This is a genomic window from Caballeronia sp. S22, assembly GCF_964261745.1.
GTDB classification, from domain to species: domain Bacteria; phylum Pseudomonadota; class Gammaproteobacteria; order Burkholderiales; family Burkholderiaceae; genus Caballeronia; species Caballeronia jiangsuensis.
This window is the reverse complement of the sequence record NZ_OZ180035.1, coordinates 2,429,412-2,451,603: the sequence shown is the minus strand read 5'-3', so window position 1 is coordinate 2,451,603 and position 22,192 is coordinate 2,429,412. Positions and strand designations below refer to the sequence as shown.

Below are 22,192 nucleotides of genomic sequence, written 5' to 3'. Positions count from 1 at the left end.
AGAGTGAACAAGTGGAACCTAATTATCAAAGTTGGGCGTTGCGAAAACTGCCAGAACTGCGTTATCGCCGGGCGGGATGAGCATGTCGGCAATGACTTCCCCGGGTATGCCGCGCCCGCCGCTGCAGATGCCGTCAGCCCCCTGCGCATATTGCGCCGTGTTCAGGGCGACTCGCATATGGTAGAGACCACCTATCTGCCGGTGATGTGCAACCACTGCGACGAAGCGCCGTGCATGCGGGTAGGCGGCGACGCCATTCGCAAGCGCGCCGACGGCATCGTCATCATCGATCCGGAGAAGGCGCGGGGCCGCAAAGACATCGTGAAGTCGTGCCCGTACCAAGCCATCGTCTGGAACGAAGAACTGCAACTGCCGCAGACGTGGATTTTTGATGCTCATCTGCTCGACCAGGGCTGGGATCAGCCGCGCTGCCAGCAGTCATGCCCTACCGACGTTTTCGAGACGGTCAAGGTTGATGATGCAGTGATGGCAGAGAAGGCGCGACGCGAGGGCCTCAAAGTATTACGGCCGAACTTGGGCACGCAGCCGCGTGTGTGGTACAACCGCCTGGAGCGTTGGGAAACCTGCTTCATCGGCGCAAGCGTCAGCACTCGTATAGGCGACGTGGTCGAGTGTGTACCGGGTGCCGCGGTCGCCCTGTATGTCGGCGATCAAAAGCTGGCTGAAACCGTTTCAGACGGCTTCGGTGATTTCCGCTTCGGCGGCCTGGCCAAGGGAAGTGGAATTTACCGTGTCGAAATCCGTCATGCGCTCGGCAACGCATGGCGCGAATGCGAGTTGGGCGAAAGCGTGTATTTGGGCGAGATCAGCCTCGCCCAGTCGACCATCGACGTGGAGCTCGCGTAATCACCGTAATCGAGTGGACGACACTGGAACGCCACCCCGCCAATAGGCGTTCGTTGTTTCCCGCCGAGGAGGCTTGTTCAAATGAACGCTGTTGCTCTCACATGCGTGACGGTGCTTGGGCTACTACTCTTTGGCCTCGGGTTGTACATCTCAGTGGTGCGTTTTCGCGAACGTACCAATTTTGGCTGCGAGGCGGCCCCCGCGCACCGACGGCACAAGCTGGTTCGGGCTCACGCCAACACAGCCGAATACGCGCCGTTTCTCGCGGGTGCGGTTCCTCTAACTTGGCGCGATCGCCTTCGATGGCGGTAGAGTCGCCGACGATGACGAGATCGTTGTATCGAGCACTTGTGCGCCTTGGACAAACTGAATAGTCTTTGATTAAGGGGGCGTCGTGTGCTCCAACGCGCTTGTAGTAGCCCGTCCGCTTCCTGTTGCGAGGGAGCGGATTTTTTTTTTGGAATCGAGAGATGACAAAGCTCGGGCGTTGGTTATCCTGACGACTATCCGCCGATGGGCATACGTCGCGTGCGCGGGGCGATGCGCGCCTCGAACTTCGGGCGCCATGCGTCATTCGTCATACATCCATTCCGCGCACGAAGGCAGCCACGGTGCGCGGGAGCCTGCTACTGCGCGCGTGTTGCCGATGCCCTGCTTTGAGCATACGAGCAAAAAAGAGCCCTGAGCGCGGATCCCGCCCATCGCCGAGTTCAGACTTTCGCGAACCTCGACAGCTGCTGTCGACTGCTGCGCTGCTGCTTCTACCGATGGCGCCGTTCCGGGCGACGGGACGGTCGAAAGCGAAGTTTGGCTCACGAAGGTCAAACAAAGGGCGTCTCTGCCGCCCGTTATAATTGTTCAAAACGACGGTGCAGAACGAACATGCGACTATTCGACGAAATAGTGTCGCTCTTGAGCGATGCCGACGCGTCCCTCGCGAGCGGGCTTCTTAGAACTAAAATCCTCGTGCGGCGCATCGGCCACAACGAACTGGAGCCTTGGATTAACAACGAGCTGAACGGCTACAAGGCAGAGACGAATGTGCCGGATCACCGGATCGTCGGTGCCCGTTTGATTGGAACCGTAGAAAACATGCGGTGGAGGCAAACGGGCGTCACTCTTCCAACGCTTCACCTTCCTGCGAACATCAGGGAGAGCCTCTGCACGGCGCGCCTGGGCCACTCGGTCGTTGAGCTTGAGGGATTCAATGCAGCCAAAGACGGTACCGTCGCGACTACGGTGCGGCCGGAGCTATACGGTGTCCTGGGGCGGCCCTACGACGGAGCGCACGTGACCGGGGCTAGAAGCGTGATAGGCACGACACAAATCGCGGGCGTGCTTGTTGAGATCCGTTCAAGGCTGCTGGACTTTGTCCTTGGCTTACAGGACAGCATTGGGAATATTGCGGAGGAAGACTTGAAGAAAGCGGGAGAAGGAATCAACGCGCAAGAGATGTTCAACTCTGCGATTTTCGGTGCAAACACTACCATCGTCCTTGGCGCCAACAACAGCACGTCCGTTAGCAATACCGTTAGCAAAGGCGATATTGGGCAGCTGCGCCGGACGCTCGAAAAGTCGGGAGTAGAACAGACAGACCTGGCCTCTCTTGAGCAAGCGTTAGCCGACGATGGCGAAACGCCATATCAATCTAGAAGTATTGGCCCGAAAGTGGCCAGTTGGATAGGCAATATGGTTCAGAAAGCCGCGACCGGAGGGTGGCAAGTCGGCATCGGCGCTGCGGGGAACTTGCTCGCGCCCGCAATTTCAGCCTATTACGGACACACTTCCGTCTGACGTGCTGCTGGCCAAGCAGCGGCGACAGAAAATCGCCCGGACATTGACCGTTGCCCCATCGTCAGCAGTCGTTGGGGGGCGGCGGGTCGGAGGACTCCTTTGGGTCGAGTGCGGAGATTAGCGCCGGCGCGGATCTGCGATTTGTTCACGACATCGTGCAAAAGGGATAGATTGTGAGTTTGCGCTAGTGCGACGGTTTCCTCGGCGGAGACATCAAACATGTGACGCCCCGCGGGGATGGCTCCATGACGGAGTGTCATTGTCCGGATGCCTCCATCACGTAGGAGGGACTCGAGTGCTGTCATCGCGCTTCTGCGCTCTGGCTCGTCGAGATGCATCCACACGGCAGTGAGCGAAATCAGGTCGAACGACGGCTTGGATGCACGCAAGAGCGTCAGATCGGGAAGGCTGTCGTCGATACAAACTATCGAGTTCGACGGATGACGTGCAGCGCCTGCTGCGCGAAATGCATCAATAGGTTCGACTGCAACAACTTTGTGCCCAAGTTCGGCGAACGCTCCAGCGTCCCGGCCGCTCCCGGCGCCACGTCCAAAACATTAGCCGGTGCGGGCGGTATCAGGTGGGTAATGCCGCCGTGAAGCTGCTGATACGAAATTTTCTGCCACCGCTCAATATGCTGCGAAGCATTTTCAATGTACCCAGCCGTTCCGCTCACGTGGTCCGACACTGATGCCTCTCTTTCGCTGGTTCACCGACTATCCGAGATAGGGATTCGCCTCATCGTGCCCAAGCCGCGGTATGCGCTCCCGCGAGCACGTCCCGATTGCTAGCAGACCGGTGAAAGTCTTCAGGAGCTAACAGGGCATGCGCGAAGCGAATTTGAGCTTCCAGGATATGGCGAGCGACGAAAGGCGGCAACCCAACTCCTGCCAGGGCGACCAATTCAGCCCATCTGTCTTCCGACCATGGAGAATTTCGACTTGACACCGGCCCACAGTTCGACTCCCCAATTTGGAGCGCCTTCGGTGATTGCGCTAGACGGACTGCAGAGTGGCTCATTGGCCGGCACGGCCGACGACGCACGTTTGTTTCGCGGTCGTTCAATCTCGGTTCCTAAAATTTAGGCAGTCCACCCGTTGTTCTCATGTTGCTATATGAATTCAGAAGGTCGGTGCGTCGCGGTGAATTCGGCGGCGCATGGTTCCCTCCTTTTTAGGCACTTATCGTATCCCATCCGGCAACGGATCGGGGAATCAACATATAGACGTGAGGCACATAGAATGAAAAATGGTATTGGAAAAAGTTTCGGCTTCTTTGCAGCGGGCAATCTGGACACGGCACAGGAGTTCAAAAATGCGCGGATGGCGCGTTCTTTGCCGTCAAACTACCCTGTTCTGAGTGCTCCGATTGAACATCAGGACCTCGTCGCAATCGTCGCGCAAGCGAATTCAGGAACGGCGCTCCGTCTGGCAACAGTGGATACTCCGTCTGGCCCGTTAGTGGTTCTCACGATGCAGGCAGGCACCTGCCAAATCAACTGGGTGGCTGACGCAAGCGACCCCGAGCTTTGGGCCGCGACGGATACATGGCGCAAGACCGGGCGAGCGGCATTCGCCTTGAACATTCCGACGGGCGGCGAAAAAGGCGCCGTGTTCGGCACTATCGATTTTAAGATTCCGTGCGAAATCGAAGAGGTTCGGAAGGGAGCAACGACGAACGGCTCGTCGAACGTGTGGGACGCTATCAGTGCGCTGGCAGCAAGCGACATCCTGAAGCAAGAGGCCCGTTCCTTTTTTCCGGGCATTGCGGTCAATCGCGTTCTGGTATGCGCCTTGATGACAGAACGCATTCGTGCGGTAGTCAAGGATAAGCCTCGCTCGACGAAGCCCTTCATTGTGCTGAATGAATCAAGCGCAACTGCTCACTAAGCGGGGCAGCCGAAGTAAAGGCTCACACATTCATGACCCGGTCCGAGCCACTCCGTGAGGTGAGTGTTGCGAGACCGAATATCTAGGCGGCCTCAAAAGCGAGGTGCAACACCTATCTCGTATAAGGTGTTGCAATGCCCGACAAAACTATTTCATACCAGCATCTTCAACCTGAAGAACGCCTCGCCATCGCAAGCCTACGACTGCAGGATGTGAGCATTCGGGCCATGGCCCGAATGCTCGGTCGCTCGCCGTCCACCGTGAGCCGTGAACTGACGCGCAACAGCTCTCCTGCTGGCTACGCATCCGTGCCAGCTCAAGCACTATGCGCCGCCCGCCGTAGCGCTGGGCGCGGCCCCGCCAAGCTTTGCACGCAGGGCGTTCGCTGGCGGGTTGTGCTCACGTTGCTGGACTGGAAGTGGTCGCCCCAGCAGATATCGGGCACACTTAGGCGAATGTATCCGACCGACCCGACCCAGCACGTATCGCACGAAACCATCTACACGGCTATCTACGCTCAGCCGCGCGGCGAACTGCGCCGCCAGTTGATTGCCTGCCTGCGCCACGGCCACAGTACCCGTATGTCCCGCACACGCGGCACAGACCGACGCGGGCAGATTCCCGAGATGGTGAGTATTCACGTGCGCCCGCCCGAAATCGAAGACCGCCTGCTGCCTGGACACTGGGAAGGCGACTTTATAAAAGGCGCCGGCAACCAATCCTCCGTTGGCGTACTGGTTGAGCGCACCAGCCGCCTGGTGTTGCTTGCCAAGATGGAGGATGCTACGGCCGCCTCAGCTCTGGCGGGCTTCTCGGCCAAACTCAATTCGATTCCTGAACCCCTGCGCCAGAGCTTCACCTATGACCAGGGCAAGGAACTCGCGCGCCATCAGGAACTCGCCGCGGCCACCGGCGTGCGCGTGTACTTCTGCGACCCGCACAGCCCGTGGCAACGCGGCACTTGCGAAAACACCAACGGATTGTTGCGCCAGTACTTACCTAAGGGAACCGACCTCTCGGTCTACACACAAGACGAACTCGATGCTATCGCCGACAGCTTGAACAACCGGCCGCGCGCAACTCACGCGTTTCATTCACCGTTCGAGGTCTTCGCCGCCACGCTCGCCTCAGCAAGTCAACCTCAAGACGCTAAACATTAACCCCTTGTTGCACTTCGGCTTGAAACCGCCCTATCCGAAAACTAACATGTCTCATCAAACGAACAACATCGAGTACACGGGCGACTACACCGTCTCTCAAATGCACACCGTCGCTGACATAGAGAATAGTTGCAACGTCGAACTCGGATTTCCCGGAGGTACTCCAGTACTGGTCGCTAACCTCAAGGAGGGGGTTCTTGATTTCGAATCCGATAAGGGTGCTTCGAAGAGCCTGACGTTGGACGTCGTCCCGTTGCTCGCGGGTTTGGCTCTTAAGATTGGGTTTCGTCGAGGCGGACTTCTCATGTATTGGCTTGGTGATTTGAGTGACCAGGAAATTTCCGACGCGCTTGATGATTGGTGTCTCCAGGGACGGATTCCGATTGCTTACACCGATGGCCAGTCCTGTTTCTTCGAGTCTGCTGACTTCACTCCGCCGCTGAGTCTCTATCTCAGTTGGAACGAAGCTTCGCAGAATACGTCACCGAATATGATGCAAGCAATGAGCGCGCTCGCTGCGGCTGGTTTGATTGAAGTTCAAGGTATCAAAGACGCCGGCGCGACCGAGATTAAGGCCGTTCGTACCACGGTCCTTCAAACGAAGCGACATTATGAGGAGATTGACGGTAAGGTGATGACGGAGGACGATGACCTGTCGAGCGACGACGACCGCCAGACGCTGCACTAAGGTTGATTTCAAAGCACGGCCCCGCAAGGAGCCGTGCTTCTCTTATGGCTAGACTTTACACATGCCTTGGCCAAATCGACGGGCTGTGCGTCCAGACTCCCGCAGTCAATCAGGCTCGATTGAGTTGCCCTATTTTGGCGGATATGTGACCTGCCCATCATTGCGCGAGCGAATTCACTTGTTTTACGAGTGCTCTGTTATTTACTGAGAGTTCCATTCCCTCTCGATGAACGCGGAGCCCTCTTTATGTTCCGTCACTTAGCTCTCTGGATAGGGGTCTTGTTACTGCTCACTGCATGTGCTTTGCCATTGGTGAAAGAGGCAGGTCAAGGCCCGACTGCCGGCGGGGGCGGAGGGACGGGATACCTGCCGGAGACGGCTGACGTGAGCCTGAAGGCGGGTCCAACTGCTCAAGATATAACATATCCGGTCCTGTTCGGTACGACGCGCAAGCCGATTGCCGGCGCCGACGGCCGCACGGTTGTGGGCTTTTCGGAAGTGCGCGATTCCGTCATTCACTACGGGCAGGTATCCGTTGAAGTTCCAGCGGGCCACGAGGTTGGGTCGTTAGGGGACTCGCTATTTGGAAACTGGGGGTTAGCCTCCGACCCGGAGCTAAAAGTTGTGAGGGTGCAGGTGTCATCAAACAAGTCAGCATTTATCGACTTCGCTCGGGGCGCGATTGCTCCAGCCACAAATCCTCAAGATAGTTATTTGGTTGTGTTCATACACGGTTACAACAACTCTTTTGAAGCAGCTGCTAAACGTGCTGCTCAGCTTGGTGTCGACCTTGGAGTGCCACCGAACAACATGTTCTTGTTCTCTTGGGCGTCGCGGGGTTCCATCCCAGACTACACATATGACGAAGCGACGATTGATGCAAGTGAGATTTATTTGCGTCAATACCTTGAAACTGTGATAAAGATTGCTAATGGGCGGAAGATTCATCTGGTTGCCCACAGCATGGGCAACCGAGCTTTGTTGAGAGTCGTGTCGATCGGCGTGGCCACCTTCCGGCAACAAGGCGTGAAGTTCGGCCAGATAATTCTCGCTGCAGCGGACGTTGACCGTGACGTCTTCGCGCAGTTGGGTCCAAACTACCTTGACGTGTCTGACCGGACGACGGTTTATCTATCGCCGTACGACTTTGCGGTTAGACAGTCTGTCAGAGTGCACGACGCTCCACGTGCTGGCTGCGGCACGGCACCCCAAGTCGTCATCCCAGGCATTGACAATATTGTATCCACGGAGCGGGAGTCGTTTCCTTACCACGCGTATTTTGCTGAAACAGTTCCGATGCTGAGCGACATTAAGAGCCTCATCCTGAAGAACAAGCCTGCACGATCAGGCAAAGGATGGCAGTATCGGGTCGGCGGCTATTGGATTGCTGGGCCGCCTCTAGACGCGGGCAAGGTTCTATGCAAAACGGACAGTCCGGTTGTGGTCAAGGCGTCTACGGCCGAATGAATTGAGAGCCTGACAGATGCTTGGTGCGCGTCGGCCATGCCGACCGTAATATGATATTGGTCTTTCCAATTGCCGACGCACACATATGATGGCGGATTCCCTCAATTCCATAGGCTTGCTTGCGAACATGGTTGAGACGCTCATGGCATTGTTCTTCGGGTACCCTTAGCCAGGAGCGAAGAATCATTCGGGGCCTCTTTAAGCCGGGAGACTGTCCTAGCAGACGGAACAAAAATCGCCGACCTTGAGGATGCGGCGGGGCGCAAGAAACCTCTCTACCGCACCATGTCGTTACTTGCGCTAAGCCTGCTGTTCATCGGGTTTGCCGCGCAAGGCGCTTTGCTTTGGCTTTGTTGAGCCTTCCGCCTGGAGCGGTCGCGCATTCCTTTGCATCGCCTGAAGCTTATGTTCGCGTCGATCATTCTCTCGGCAACTTCGACGTTGCCGCTGAACCTTCCGTGTTGTGGCGCACCAACTCAATGGCATTCTGTTAGAGAAGGACGTGCGGCTGAGCAAGTGCCGAATGGGAGAAAAGTGTTGAGTGGACAAATCGAAGTGCTGTCGCTGGGGCGGATGGGTACTGCTCCGCATGCCATTTTCCGGGTTCGACAGGGTCCGTCACGTTTGATGCTGTCTACCCGCCGACACGACGGCTTTTTTGCCAGCTTCGCGCCGAATATGCGGTCGACCTTTGGGAAATCAACCGTCTGCCTGCGATTGTTAGAGTCGCTGCTTCTTTGTTCCGACGGGAGCACAGAACCTGTCACCCATTTCAGTTGGCCGATAGAGATGACGACGCGAAGTTCACGAGTCGCTCAATTCCTTGGGTAGCGGCGCAGCCATCCCAAGAAGGCGAGCGAGCAGGTCGACCAGGCGTGACGCTCGTGATGCTACTATCGATCGAAAGGTAAGCACTGTCGATGCTGAGAAAGGTGAATCGATGAAACAGAGGTATCGGCACAAGAACCGACCGAAATCAACGAGTCCGGCTGATGATATAGGGTGCAGACCGGAATATCTGTACAAGTACACGGTAGGGTGCAGACCGGAATATCTGTACAAGTACACGGCTCTGCGGGCACCACCAGATAACCCAGCGAGGCAACGACAACTTGATGCGCTACTTACCAAACCACAGCTGTGGCTCGCAGCGCCTTCGTCATTTAACGACCCGATGGATTGTAAGCCCGGATTTCGATTCAGCAGTGGAACTGCAGAGGCACGCGAGAAATTCCGTCAGGTTACAATTTTCCGTATGGTCAAACGAGATCATCCGCACGCGAAAGGCGACGAACTTAAAAGCCTAGCAGCCGAATATTCGCGAACGCGGCAAGATATTGATTCCCACTTCGAAGCAGAGGCTGATGTCGCACTCACGGAGGCCCTTCAAAGTATTGGTGTCTTGTGCCTGTCTGAACGTCACCGGGATCCTGTCATGTTCTATCACTACGGCGACAGGCACGCTGGTATGTGCTTGAAGTTCAGAACGGGCGACTTCCTGGCAGGTGTCGAGCGTGTGAACTATGGTGAAGATTATCCCGTGGTCGATTTTTTCGACGACTCGAACCATGAAGAACAGTTCGAGAAAATATTTTTAACAAAGTATAAAGGTTGGGAGTACGAGCACGAGTGGCGGTACATCGCCGCCAACCTTGACCTTGAGAGCACGCAGCGCCTGCGCGATTACTCGCCTGAGCTTCTGAGCGGCGTAATCTTTGGCTACAAGATGTCACAGGACGATCGAGACCGCGCCATCGATCTATTGAACAAACGCGCTTCGAAGGTGGACCTGTTTGAAGCCAAACTAGATCGCAACCACTACCTGCTAGACATCGTGCCTTACGTGTCCAGCAAATAACCCGCGGCATCTAGTGTCTCACCGGGCGGACGGGGAATTTTCGCGAGCCTAACGTCGGACGCGTTATGGTGATCCGGCGGCAATTCGGAGATCCGCGAAGGCGCGGCGAGGCCTGTGGTAAGCGCTATACACGCTCTCCGGCGAAAGTCATGCTGGCTTGACGTTGTCGCTTTTGCGGGAACCAGCCAGAAGTTGCCCTTCGCCGCGCGTAGGGCGGCCAAGCATTTGGACGATTGTTTCCGTCAAGAGAACGGCCTCATACAGAAGCATGGCGACTGGCGTCAAGATCGCCCGGACGGGCAGTTCAAACTTCTCCACTTATGGGCGCCTAAATTCCCCCACCCCGTAATGCAGGACGTCGTCGATGTTTAGCCTTCTTTCGTTTTCTGCGCAAGCGCCTCGGCAGCTTCCTTGAGCCTGTAGCTGCGACCATTGAATTCGAGGAGGTGGCAATGATGCATAAGGCGGTCAAGGATCGTGGTGCTCATCGTGTTGTCGCCAAGATAGGCGCCCCAGTCCTGTACGACACGATTGGAGGTGACCACCACGCTTCGACGCAACTTGTAGCGCTGATGGATCAGGGTCTGCAAAAGTGCGCCGGCGTCGTCGGGGATCGTACGTGAGAGGAACAGGGCGTCGAGCACGAAGGTCGCAATCGAGAATGGCACGCAGCCGCGCCTGCCGTTGTTCCTGCGCACTCAGCGCATAACGGTTGAAGAAGTCATCGGTCTCGAGATACTGCACCTTGTGCCCGTGGAGGACGGCCTGATATGCGACGGCCTTCGCCACGTGCGACTTACCGGTGCCAGGCTTGCCGACAATTAAACCGTTTTCGCCAGCGGCGATGAACTTCAGTGCGTGTAGCTGGAAGCAGGCTTGGCGAGGCAGCTTTGGATTGAACGACCAGTCGAATTCCGTCAGGGTAAGCCTCTCCTCGAGACCCGATTGCTAGTAGCGACGCTCGATGAGGCACGACTGTCGCCGGTCGAGTTCGTCCTGCAGAATCAGCGCGAAGGTCTCCAGAAATGGTTGCTGGCTCCCTTGGGCCTGCAGCACGCGTGTCTCGAGCGTGTTGCGTACGCCTGATAGACGCAATAGCCTCAGCGCGCGTTCGATGTCCGGTAAGGTGGTGGTCATACGGTTTCTCCCGTCGTGGAGGATCGAGATGTGGCGCTGTGCTGCGCGCCGGCGTCGAAGAGCTCGCTGTATTCGGTTGCGGGCCGAATCAACGGGTGCTCCTGGGTGAGCGGCAAGGCGAGTTGCGGCGCCCGATCGAGGCGCTCAAGTGCCTGTTCGAACAGCCGTTCGACAACGGCGCGCACCTGCCGGTAGCGATACAGGTGATGATGCAGCGCGTGGTCGCAGGCCTGCTCGACGAGCCAGGCGGGATACTTCTTCGCCAGCGCGACGATGCCCCACATGCCGCGATGCCCGACGCGTCCTTCGGCGTCAAACAGATGCTGGCAAAGTGCCTTCGTTTGTGGGCCGATGTCGCCGGCGCTAGCGAGCGCCAGGCTCGTCTGGCGCGACGGATTGAACGGTCGCTCGTTCTCGGGCAGTTCGAGTGAACCGGGCCGCGTGTGGCGTGGATGGGTGCGCAGCAGCTCCTGAGTGCGACGGTCGCGGATCTCGATCGTGGTGTCGTAGACGCGCACGCTGACGAGGCTGCCGATGGGTGCAGGCCGTGCCGCATAGTTGCTGCGCTCGACACTCACTGTGGTGTCGTCCCCGACGGTGCGTACGACTTCGGTGAAGTAGCGGAACGCGGTGGCCGGCAGCGACCGGAGATGTGGCTTCTCCTCCTGGAACATCGCTTCGACCTGCCGCCCCGCTCTGCCGTGGATGCGCCTGGCTGCCCAGCTCTCCTCCCAATGCATAAGGAATTCGTTCTGAGCTTCAAGTGATTCGAAACGCCGGCCGGTGAGCGCGGTGTTCTGCGTATGTTGGATCGCGTTCTCTACGGTGCCCTTTCGATTCGGGTCTCGTACGCGAGCAGGGTCGGCGACGACGCCGTAATGCTCAAGCCTTCGCGATCCAAAGCCACACGACAATAGGATTCGACTGCGAACCCATGACATCTTCGTCCCCACCTCCATTTTCTGCCCGGGCCAGAGGACAGCACAGGCAGATCGACGCCGACTTTCCCACTTCGGCGCGAAGCGGACTGCTGCATTTGCTATTTGACCTCATTGAGCGTCGTTACCTGCCCGACTGGACAGTGGTCGCGCGTGAATTGCATCGGATCGGCAGATTTTCTGTTGTCGAATATTCGTCTTCTCACGTACCGAGTCTTAAACAAGCCACAGTCGACGCCGAATCGGCCCTTGAAAGCCTCGCTTGGGAAAAACTCTATGACTTCTGTGAACGCTTGCATGGTCATCTTCCACAAGAAATCGGATACGAGGACAACTACGGCAGCTACATCGTGCAAGTGTCTCGTGGCGATATGCAGACGTATATCGCGACCGAGCTTCAGAGACTCTTCCTTGAAGAGGATCTTGCCTATGAGTTTACTGAAGGCACTGTTCGCAGACGCGGAAGAAAGCACACGGTGGAACAGGTGGCTAAGTCACAAGTTGTGCTTTGGGACTCACGGCTTTTGAGTGCACGCAAGCACTTCGATAAATCTCTCCGGTTCTTCCGTCATCCGACACGGCCTGACTACGAAAACGCGGTGAAGGAGGCCGTGTGTGCAGTGGAAGCCGCAGGTAAGGCGCTCTTTCCAATGGCAAAAGCCTCAACATTGGGCGATCTCGTGAAGTGGCTTGGATCGACAACTGAAATTTCAGTTCCGAAGGCCGTCTGTCAGACGCTTAACGGTGTATATGCGTTTCGGAGCGGCGGCGACGGGGTGGGGCACGGAGGGGCGAACGGTGGCAAGGCGACGCTCGAAGTCACCGAGTATTTGTTGGCGGTGTGCGCTTCGCAGATCATCTACTTTGCCGATCTGGCGAACTCTATGGAAGTTGACGTCGCATTCTAGTTTGGCGCCAGCAGCCTTCCGACGGCGCGGCGCGCAGTTAGTGTCGCTGCTCGCGGGCGTGGTCGACGCGCTTCTCGTTCGATAGGTTTCCGACATACTCTGTTTTCGCGAGATAGCTGTGACCGCGCGCCGGTCCGAAGCACTATGCAGAAGTCGCTCGCGACCTTCCTCTCGGTGATCGAGCTGCGTCATCGATGTGACGTTGGGCTGAATGGCTCTTCGGAGTCGATTTCCGCAGATCGCGTCGAGACGCGGGCCCTTGGGCCCTTGGTCCTACAACCCTCAAGTTTCTTTGGTCAGTGCCGTAAGACAAAAGCATTTTCTGTATCCGAGTCATGACGAGCGAGCTTGCCGCAGGGGCTCTTCGTTGGCCTCGTGAGTAGTTGTCCGCTAACCAAGCATCCAATCTAGTTGCTGCAGAAACTACGAAAGCAAGAGAAGAACCTTAACATGACAAAGATGGCTGAGGAGACCGCTAATTCGCACGATTTCTGGTTGAAGACCACCGGATACGACACGCATGGGAGAAGCTCTGGCCATGCGCGGATAGATACGCCTTGGAACGCGTTTACGCACGATGAGCAAGCGTTAGTTTGCACGTTGTGGGTCGATCGTATTGTCGGAATATTCGACGAACAAGAGAATCGGCTTCGCCACTTTGTGCGTCTAGGCGGGAAGTCGAGGAAATGGAAAGGGGTTGCAATAAGTCATGGCAAAGTGGCGCGAGATAACCTTGACCGGGCGAATAGGGAGCGTCTGCCAGTGTTCGGCTACGAAGCCGAACCTCAGCCAGGCGCGCTCGATCGCGGCGAGCGCAAAGTCAAGCATTTCTACTTAGGTCGCGTGCACCAGCTACAAGGATTGATCGGCACGAAGCTGTGGGACCTTGAGCAGCGAATGGATATCGCTGGCGCGTTTCGGAGCCAGGGTGTCGATGACGATGTCGATTTCAACGCACCCGGGAAGCTTTTCGAACTCGTGGACCGTACCGCCAGCTTACCTCACGCCAAGCGCCACGAAGAACTGGATTCGGCTGAGAACGAGAACGAGGTCATAAACCAAGAGTTCGATGGCAATCTGACGGCCGACGAATACGCGCCCATCGCGCTGCGTTTGCTTGTCGCCCACGTACTCGAACAGCAGGACGGAGTGCTGGAGACTATAACCTACAAGCAACTCGCCGAGCGACTCGACCGGAGGGCACGAGGCGGAAAGCCTTGGGCGAAGGGGCTGGGCAAGGTGCTTGGACGAGTAACGGCGCTCATCGAAAAGGCGAGCAGTCAATGGCTCGAGCGCCCCCCGTTGCTGACGAGCGTGGTAGTCCTGTCGACGGGGCCTAATGCCGGTCTGCCAAGCTCAGGCGTAGGAGATATTTGGCTTGGTTACGAGTCACTCTCTCGCGATGATAAGCGGGCAAAGGTACAGGTCGAATACCAGCGAATCCTCGCTTTTGGCAGTCGCTGGAACGAGGTTCTGAGGTTCGCTGGCCTTACGCAAGGCGCGCCGGCGTCGGAACATCGTCAAGGCAATGGGGATACGGGCGGCTGGGCTGATGGCGAATCGGAGGCTCACAAAGCCCTGAAGCGCTTCGTTTTGGAGCATCCGGAAAATTTCGGTGCGTCCGCGGACGGCTTTTCGCAAGAAGAATACGCCTTAAGATCGGGAGACGAAATTGACGTTATGTTCAAGTCCGACTAGGTGTGGGTAGGGGTCGAGGTGAAATCCCGTGTCTCAAACAGGAACTCGGAAGACTATGAGCGGGGGCTGTATCAAGTTGTGAAGTACGGGGCTGTCCTTGCCGCCCAGGCGAGAATTGACTTCCCGATGCACCCGCCGGAGGTGCGGGTTATGTTGGTGCTGGAAAGCGAACTGCCTGAGGAATATCGGACGCTCGCGACTGCGCTTGGCGTTTCGTACATCGAAGGCGTAACGCCTGGTGTCGCGCAATCGTCGGCTTGACCAGCGAGCAGGTGTCCGCTGCGACGCAGAGTGGAGGCCACGTATGACATTAAGTCGCCCGGTGCCTTGTGGATATCGCCCCTTCAGGGGGACTGAACGCTTTGAGTTGCACTTCTGCTGAAGACGGGCTGCAGTCGCAGTCTGATTCGGCGGTTCTCGGCCATGCTGAACATCCAGCATGGCCGAGAACTAACTCATCAGGTCGCAAGCTCCGCGTCCCACTCGCATCTAGCGCCGCTGTCGCATTTTCGGCAGCAGAACGCGTTACCGAGGTCGCCTTAGGGCGGCAGCAGTCGCCTTGAAGGGTTTCCGCTACCGAAACCTGAGCAATTTTTGGCCTTGCATTCGGACGGGGGTCATTGGTTGGTCATGTTCGAGATTTGTGCGATTCCTCACCCTAAAGTTTTCGTCTTTTGTGCCGACAGAAGTTACGATGAGGACAAATGTTCGACCTTTAAGGCGAGTAGCGGGGCGGGTAATGCACAACAAGAAGATTGATGACGAGGGGCACCGAGAGAGCGATGCCAACGTTTCAGACACGGAGCTATTTTCGGGCAAGGTAACCGTTGGCGAGGCGATTGAGCGACTTCGTACTCGGTTACTCGACTTGTCCGCGCGGAACCGACTGTTGAACTACAACCATCCGCCCGCGCGCTCCATTCAAATTGCCGATGAACCTGACCTAGACGAACTTTTTGAGCGACTTAGTGGCGAGTCGAAGGGGGTCCCGTTCGAATACCTGGCTGAACCAAGCCCGGACAGCTACGAGGGGAAGCGGCCCGAACCACGGACACACGCACCGCGCATCGGCGTGTCGGTATCCTTTGAGGGAACGCGCAAGCGAGCCGGAGCGAGAACCACGCGGACGGGCGGTATGCAGACACTCCTGTACCCGGCGGACCTCGAACGGAAGCTTCGAAAAATCAATAGCGACGCGAAGACCGCTGTTGAGGAAACGGGCAGCAATATGCTGTTTCTCATCTTCGGCTTTCTCGAGTTCTACGACAGTGAAGACTCCGAGAAGCCACTTTTGGCCCCACTGCTTTCTCTGCCCGTAACCCTGAATAAGGGTGAGATCGACCACGACACGCGCACTTATCGGTATTTGGCGCAACATAATGGCGAGGACTTGGCGGAGAACCACACACTTCGGGAAAAGCTGCGCCGAGATTTCGTCCTGTCTTTGCCAGAATTTGAAGAGGGCGAGGCGGTCGGGCAGTTCTTTGCTCGGGTGGAGTCGGCCGTCACGAAAAAGCGTCGCTGGAAGGTCCGGCGCCAACTGACTCTCGGTATGCTCTCGTTTGGCAAGCTGGCCATTTGGGCTGACCTCGATACGAAAAAGAATCCAGCGCTTGTCGAGCACGCACTCATCTCAGCCGTGTTTTCAGGGAGCGTCAGCGAGGGAGGCGCAGCACTTCACGCGCCAGACTACCCAATCGACGAACGCCCAGAGGCTGGCCAGCAGCTCATCTACGACGCTGACTCTTCACAGCACAGCGCCATCATCGATGTCCTGGCTGGAAAGAACCTCGTTGTGAATGGACCACCAGGAACGGGCAAGTCGCAGACCATCACGAATATCATTGCTGCGGCTCTCTCAAATGGAAAGAAGGTACTTTTCGTCTCTGAGAAGCTCGCGGCACTCGAAGTGGTCCGCCAGCGACTGAGTCATGCCGGACTTGGTCATTTTTGTCTTGAACTGCACTCTCACAAGACTCACAAGAAGACGCTTCTCGACGATATTCAAGCTCGAATCGAACAGAAGTTCGCAGCGCCTAACCAGTTTGAGTCTAAGCTAGCTACGCTCAGCCGCCAGAAGACTCAGCTCGCGCGATATGCGGAGCTTATGGGTAGTAACCTTGGGAACTGCCTTGGGCTGACGGCGAACGAGATATTTTGGGCGGTCGAGCGACGCAGGCAAGAACTGGGAAATGCGGTGCCTGACGTTCGCGCGTTGGCCGTGCCAGATGCACCTTCCTGGACGCAAGATGACCTGCAGCTGCGAATGGCGCGTCTCGAGTCCCTGGCGAATCTCTTTGAAGCTATAGGTCGATTCGACAATAGTCACCCGTGGTGGGGTTTCACGCCTGCGGCATTGGTGCCGGCGGACGAAGAAGCGATTTGGCGAACCGTCAATCTAGCGTCGCGATATGCGAAAGACGCAGATGAGGCCGCCGCCGAGGCAATCGACTTTTTCCATCTGCCGAAACAACCGGATGTCGTATCAGCTGGTGCGTCGGCGAGAGTTCTCGGTGAGATTGCCGATTTCCCGCTGAACGCGGATGCGAGCTTGGTTGCTCGCATGTTTGCAGGATCCGACTCGCAAGGCACGCATAGCTCGCAGATATTAGAACAAGTTGCGTCCCAGGTCGCCCAAGCTCGAGCGTTCTTGTCGTCCGCCTCCAATGTGTTGGCTGACAGCGTCCGACTTAGCGTTGACGACCTTGAACAACTCCACCAATCGATTGAACTGGCAAACCTTGATAGCAACCTAGGCGGAAAGAAGCTAAGCGACATTCAAGCAATTGTGCTTGGCCTCGAACTTGCGCTAGCTGCATTCGAGTCCGCGTCGCGCGCAGCGGATGCACCTTACAAGGCGACAAGTCAGCAAGCGCTGGACGCGTTCCTTCGCTTGACGGAAACGGCTGAGTTCGAACTTCTAAGTCGATGCACGCCGGAAATGATACGAATGCGCGTTGCGGCAGTAGCTGCAATCGTTGCGTCAGTCTCAGGGGCGCTTGCTCGTGTTCAGTCTTTCGCGGACCGGCGGCAAATTAAATTCGATGCCACTCCGCAAGCCGTGGCCCGTCTCGCCGGACCCACGGGAATTCCTGGGATAGTTTCAGGGCAAGTCATCAACCAAGACGTGGTTTCAAAGGCAGCGGATTTGGCCCGCTGCTCTTTTGGTGGCACAGCGCTCGTTCAACTGAGCAACGTTGCAAAGGGTCTAGAGCTCGTGACTGCGGAGTTTGCAGACGCACTGGGACGCGCCTCATTTGCGGTCGAACGACTCGGTTTGTCTTTCCACTGGACAGAGGAGTCACTTTCAGAAGCTGACACGTTACTGCGCGTGGCTTCGTCAGCGCCGGCAAATTTGCTTGACTCTCGTGCCGCATCGCTTGGGCAGTCGAAGACGGAAGATTTCCTAGTGAAGATGAAGTCGGCAATATCCACTGAGTCGACTGAGCGCTTGGCCCTTGAGGGTCTCTTCTACATAGATAGCGTTCCCCCAATCGATGACGTCAGGGCCGCCGTGTCGGTGCTTCGGCAGAAGGACGGTCTCGGAGGGCTGTTGGATGGTAAGTGGCGAAAAGCGCGCAAGCTGCACTCTGTACTCTCTCGCGAGAAGCGGAAACTTTCTGCACGCCAGCGCGCTGATGAACTTGCGAAGCTGCTCGCATGGCACGACGCGAAAGAGACCTTCGAAGAAGATTCTGAGCTCAAGGATTGGTTCGGCCCATTGTTCCGCGGGCTGGATACAGACGTGTCGAAAATCGACAATCTGGCCGCTTGGTATAGCGCATCACGTACCTTGATGCTGAAGTGCCCGGGACTTGTCGATAAGGTTAATCTGACGACCGTCCCGGCCGACCGCATTCTCGAAGTCGCGGCTAAGTCAGATACCCTGTCTCAAGACCTGTCTAAACTCCGAGGGAGTAACTTTGCCGTCGGGCGCCTTCTCGAGAGCTTGGAGTTTCCTTTCGCAGCTGCGCGGGAGAAAAATTGGGAAGACGGACTAAGCGTGTTACGAAGCGCTCGCTCGAACATCGAGGCAGTCATTGAATTCTTTCGTAGCCGGATTGAACTCTCGCTGTCGCCGAAGGAAGGGGCGGAGCGCCTCGCAGCAAAGCTTGAACTCGATGAGCTTGCTCCGGAGTTCGCGCTTCTTTCTTCCGGCCAGCAACGTCTTCAAGATGCGGCTGGAAGCGAGCTTCGGCCAATGGTCCAGCTCAAGGACGGGAGATGGCCGAACGAGCTACTGGACGTGTCTGAGCGTATCCGAAAGGCAGCCGAACTCGCCAGCGTTGCAGTTGAGTACGCGTGTGACTCAGTTCCCATTTCGGCGGCAGCCTCGTTCATTGCGCGCAAGAGGGAGCTGGAGTTTGCTTGGTCGGCGGTTGGAACGATGCCGCGGCACGATGAGTCTGTGTCGTGGGCTGAAGTGGTTGCTCGTTGCCGCGAAGTGGTTCGTACCGCGGAAGACGTGCTCGTGTCGATTGTTCCCACTTGCAAAACCGACGCCACCCTATCGGCTTTCTTGGACGCTGCCGAAACGGGCAATCGTGGCCACAAGATATTGGCCGAGCTCGCGGCGTCGACCGAAGTCATCGACCTCCTTGGGCCGGACTTCATTGGAGAGTCGGTCGACCTTAGTAGGCTATTTGAGACACATGCATGGGGTTCGAGAGTCGCTGCAGCGCACCTTCCCGCGGAAGTCCGGACACACCTTTTGTCGATACGGGCACCCGAGGCGCTGGAGCGTGCGCGTCGGCTTTACGGAACGATCACACAGAAGGTGCAAGAGGCTCAAGACGCGATGCTCAGGCTTTCTTCCTACGGGAGCTTTGTGTGGACCGACTGGCTGGACCTGCCAGCGGGCGACTCTACGTTGACACCGAGTATGCTCAGGACGAGGCTTGAGTCGGTCGGGCAGTCACCGGGCGCGCTTATGTCGTGGTCGAAGTATCTGGCTTTCCGGAAGCTCGCTCTGAGGGACGGGCTAGAGATATTTGTCGAAGCGATGGAAAGCGGAAAAATTGACCCTTCAATAATCGCGCCGGCGTTTGAGCTGGCGTCGTTTGAATCGATTGGGCGGACCATCTATCAGTCGCATGGGGAACTGTCCAATTTCGACGGGGATGCGCACTCATTGGTCCGTGAAGGATTCCGTTCGCTTGACGCCGAGATTGTGTCTCTCGCAGGAAAAGATTTCGCCGCAAAAATCTCGAGAAATACACGCGTGCCGGAAGGACAACGCGGAACGACGGCAGGTGACTTCACCGAGATGCAGCTCCTCCGACGCGAGATAAACAAGCAACGTCGTCACATTCCAATTCGTCAACTCTTGAAACGAGCAGGACGCGCGTTACAGCAGCTCAAGCCTTGCTTCATGATGGGCCCGTTGTCAGTCGCGCAATACCTTGAGCAGGGAGCCTTGGAATTTGACCTCGTGGTCATGGATGAAGCATCGCAGTTGAGGCCGGAAGAAGCGCTCGGCGCAATCGCCCGGGGGGCACAACTCGTAGTGGTCGGCGACCCCAAGCAATTGCCTCCGACCAACTTCTTTGACCGAATGGTGGACTCGATCGACGACGACGACGAAGACGCGTCGGCTGCTACCACGGGTATGGAGAGTATTCTAGACATCTGCCAGCAGTTGTTCACGCCAGTTCGTAGCCTGCGTTGGCACTACCGCTCGCAGCATGAGTCTCTGATAGCGTTTTCGAACCACCATTTCTACAAGAATCTAGTTGTCTTTCCTTCGCCCTATGCAAACAACGGCAGGCTCGGAGTTAAGTACCGTCACGTTCGAAATGGCGTCTACCAGGACCGTCAGAACCTGCCCGAAGCTCAGCGAGTCGTTGATGCGGTACTCCAGCATATGCTTAAGCATCCCGAGGAGTCGCTGGGGGTTGTAACGCTGAACCAGACGCAGCGGGAACTCATCGAAGAACTGCTGGAGAAGAAGCTGAAATCCTTTGATGAGGGTGCTGAGTTCGTCGATAAATGGGCGTCCGCTGGATGGCCGTTTTTTGTAAAAAACCTCGAAAACGTGCAAGGTGACGAGCGAGACGTCATCTTCATCTCGACGACTTTCGGCAAAGCTGCAGGGACCGACAAAGTCAGACAGAACTTTGGCCCCATCAGCCGAGCTGCCGGATGGCGTCGACTCAACGTGCTATTCACGCGTTCCAAGCGACGGATTGAGTTGTTCACATCCATGGCGCCAGAGGACATCATCATCGATGAAAAGAGTCCCCTTGGAACCCGCGCGCTTCGTGATTACTTGGACTTCGCGAAGCGTGGGGTGCTTGTGACCACGGACGCAGGCATGCGCGACCCGGACAGCGATTTCGAAGTGTCGGTGGCGAACGTCATCGCGTCGTTAGGCTACGAAGTCAAGCCGCAACTGGGCGTGGCAGGGTACTTCATAGATATCGCTGTCCGTAATCCAGACCGGCCAGGCGAATTTTTGGCGGCAATCGAGTGTGATGGGGCTACCTATCACAGTGGTATCTCTGTGCGGGATCGAGACCGAATTCGCCAAGACATCTTGGAATCTCTCGGGTGGAGAGGACGAATCTACCGAATCTGGTCCACTGACTGGTTCCATGATCCTCGACAAGCAACTCATCGATTGCGTGCGTTCCTCGAAGAGCGTCGCCACATCAGCGAGAGGGAGGCGTTGGCTGGCGCAGAGGAGGAAACCAACGCAGATTGGAAGACTGACGATGACGACGCGACGGAAGCAACTGAAATAATAGAGCAGGGCGCCGGCGACGCTACTGACATAGTAGTGGAAATTGGCGACAGGGTGACGTATTGCTTGGTCGACGACTCATCGGAACGACATAGCGTCCTAATCGTGGACAGCGAAGGGAATGCCCGTATGGCAATCATCAATGAAAAGTCGCCGCTAGCTCAAGCTCTATTAGGCCTCGGGCAAGGCGAGGTTGGCACCTTGCAGGCATCGGGGTTGAAACCACGTAAGGTTCGCGTGCTCGCAATTCAGCGTCAGGCGGAGTTGCTGACGTAGTCCGAGTCGCTTGTGTTCCGCTTGCAAGGAGTAACCTTCCAAGCAAGCGTGACTTTCCCCATTGCTGTCCTGAGCAAGCAGAGAGCCGTGGTGTTGGCACCGGAAACCAGCGCTACTGGTTGCGAAATCGCCGGGTTGGATCGACAAGCGACTGAATAACACGCAGTGACTCGATGTTAGACCGATGTCCGGCAGCCCATTTGAAGAATTTGATCGTCCGCGGCGGCCCTGCGATGATGCGCTGGTCAGGCGATGCGGACTCGTCAATCACCGTCTTCGACTTGAAGTCTAAGGCGAGGATGCCTTCGAATCGGTCAACAATCAACGTGAGCAACATGCACAGGTTGACATAGTCTATCTCCGTCGCTCGTTCGCCTGTTTCGTCCTGCCCGTCAGTCCCGACGCTCACCGCACCAGTGTTTTGTCGCAATGCGTGACGAAGCCCGCGTCGAGTCTCGTCCAATTCGCGTTTGAGTGTGCGCTTGTCGATCTCAAGCTGCCTGATCTTTAGCAGAAGCGCTGGAGCAGGAGCGCCGTCGGGAGAGAGTTCCTCCGAGTCGCCATCTTGGCTGATGAAGTGAAGCAGCATCATCCCGGCGTACGTCTTGTTTCGACGCGGAGATAGATTGGTTCGATGGATGCCAGTGATTGCTGAAACTTCTGCGACGAGCTTGCCGTAGTGAGAGAACTTGGCCCCTCGTCGCGTCAACGAATCCAGCGCCGCCTGTATTTCCCCGATGTTTTTCTGCCTCCGCGGTTCATTCACGAGG

The 22,192-nt window shown here is 56.9% G+C and carries 14 protein-coding genes and 3 pseudogenes; 12 read left to right on the top strand and 5 right to left on the bottom strand.

All coding sequences use genetic code 11. The features are described from left to right. Positions 1–3 precede the first annotated feature (3 nt). From ACEN42_RS11565 to ACEN42_RS11555, 3 genes are all read left to right on the top strand, one after another. Positions 4–867 carry a 4Fe-4S dicluster domain-containing protein gene (locus ACEN42_RS11565; RefSeq protein ID WP_371879994.1) on the top strand — a complete coding sequence of 288 codons (864 nt, stop codon included), beginning with the start codon at positions 4–6 and terminating at the stop codon, positions 865–867. An 81-nt stretch (positions 868–948) separates the two neighbouring features. Then, positions 949–1,179: an MAPEG family protein gene (locus tag ACEN42_RS11560; protein WP_371879993.1), complete on the top strand. Its 231-nt coding sequence runs from the start codon at positions 949–951 to the stop codon at positions 1,177–1,179. Positions 1,180–1,749: 570 nt separating this feature from the next. Then, positions 1,750–2,661 carry a hypothetical protein gene (locus tag ACEN42_RS11555; RefSeq protein WP_371879992.1) on the top strand — a complete coding sequence of 304 codons (912 nt, stop codon included), beginning with the start codon at positions 1,750–1,752 and terminating at the stop codon, positions 2,659–2,661. On the opposite strand, the pseudogene ACEN42_RS11550 reads toward ACEN42_RS11555, so the two are convergent. Together ACEN42_RS11550 and ACEN42_RS11545 are read right to left on the bottom strand one after the other, a co-directional pair. Beyond that, a pseudogene (locus ACEN42_RS11550) lies at positions 2,640–3,146 on the bottom strand (hypothetical protein); the annotation flags it as partial. The gene ACEN42_RS11555 and the pseudogene ACEN42_RS11550 overlap by 22 nt on opposite strands. Beyond that, entirely contained in the window at positions 3,086–3,349 is a 264-nt protein-coding gene (locus ACEN42_RS11545) for a hypothetical protein (RefSeq protein ID WP_371879991.1), read from the bottom strand. The pseudogene ACEN42_RS11550 and the gene ACEN42_RS11545, both read right to left, overlap by 61 nt. A gap of 553 nt (positions 3,350–3,902) precedes the next feature. On the opposite strand from ACEN42_RS11545, the gene ACEN42_RS11540 reads away from it, so the two are divergent. From ACEN42_RS11540 to ACEN42_RS11520, 5 genes are all read left to right on the top strand, one after another. Further along, the gene (locus ACEN42_RS11540) at positions 3,903–4,550 is read left to right on the top strand and encodes a hypothetical protein (RefSeq protein WP_371879990.1); all 648 of its coding nucleotides are present in this window, start codon (positions 3,903–3,905) and stop codon (positions 4,548–4,550) included. A 149-nt stretch (positions 4,551–4,699) separates the two neighbouring features. Further along, positions 4,700–5,710 carry an IS30 family transposase gene (locus ACEN42_RS11535; protein ID WP_371881115.1) on the top strand — a complete coding sequence of 337 codons (1,011 nt, stop codon included), beginning with the start codon at positions 4,700–4,702 and terminating at the stop codon, positions 5,708–5,710. A 46-nt stretch (positions 5,711–5,756) separates the two neighbouring features. Next, positions 5,757–6,398 (top strand): hypothetical protein, encoded by a 642-nt coding sequence (locus ACEN42_RS11530; RefSeq protein ID WP_371879989.1) that lies wholly within the window; start codon positions 5,757–5,759, stop codon positions 6,396–6,398. Positions 6,399–6,782: 384 nt separating this feature from the next. Next, on the top strand, positions 6,783–7,865 hold the full coding sequence (locus ACEN42_RS11525; RefSeq protein WP_371879988.1) for an alpha/beta hydrolase: 1,083 nt from the start codon (positions 6,783–6,785) through the stop codon (positions 7,863–7,865). Positions 7,866–8,805: 940 nt separating this feature from the next. Continuing rightward, positions 8,806–9,723: a DUF2971 domain-containing protein gene (locus tag ACEN42_RS11520; RefSeq protein ID WP_371879987.1), complete on the top strand. Its 918-nt coding sequence runs from the start codon at positions 8,806–8,808 to the stop codon at positions 9,721–9,723. A gap of 368 nt (positions 9,724–10,091) precedes the next feature. Here the strand turns inward: ACEN42_RS11520 and istB are convergent. Next, positions 10,092–10,860 (bottom strand): annotated as a pseudogene (gene istB / locus ACEN42_RS11515) (IS21-like element helper ATPase IstB). After that, positions 10,857–11,756: pseudogene (locus tag ACEN42_RS11510) on the bottom strand (IS21 family transposase); the annotation flags it as partial. The pseudogenes istB and ACEN42_RS11510, both read right to left, overlap by 4 nt. 38 nt (positions 11,757–11,794) lie before the next feature. Here ACEN42_RS11510 and ACEN42_RS11505 point away from each other — a divergent pair. From ACEN42_RS11505 to ACEN42_RS11490, 4 genes are all read left to right on the top strand, one after another. Then, entirely contained in the window at positions 11,795–12,706 is a 912-nt protein-coding gene (locus ACEN42_RS11505) for a hypothetical protein (protein ID WP_371879986.1), read from the top strand. A gap of 450 nt (positions 12,707–13,156) precedes the next feature. Next, positions 13,157–14,404: a hypothetical protein gene (locus tag ACEN42_RS11500; protein WP_371879985.1), complete on the top strand. Its 1,248-nt coding sequence runs from the start codon at positions 13,157–13,159 to the stop codon at positions 14,402–14,404. An 18-nt stretch (positions 14,405–14,422) separates the two neighbouring features. After that, positions 14,423–14,665, top strand: a complete 243-nt coding sequence (locus ACEN42_RS11495) for a hypothetical protein (protein WP_371879984.1) — start codon at positions 14,423–14,425, stop codon at positions 14,663–14,665. Between the two features lie 478 nt (positions 14,666–15,143). Beyond that, positions 15,144–21,422, top strand: a complete 6,279-nt coding sequence (locus tag ACEN42_RS11490) for a DUF4011 domain-containing protein (protein WP_371879983.1) — start codon at positions 15,144–15,146, stop codon at positions 21,420–21,422. Positions 21,423–21,534: 112 nt separating this feature from the next. Here ACEN42_RS11490 and ACEN42_RS11485 read toward each other — a convergent pair whose 3' ends face one another. Further along, a complete protein-coding gene (locus ACEN42_RS11485) occupies positions 21,535–22,188 on the bottom strand; it encodes a hypothetical protein (protein WP_371879982.1) in 654 nt (217 codons plus the stop codon). Positions 22,189–22,192: the final 4 nt, after the last annotated feature.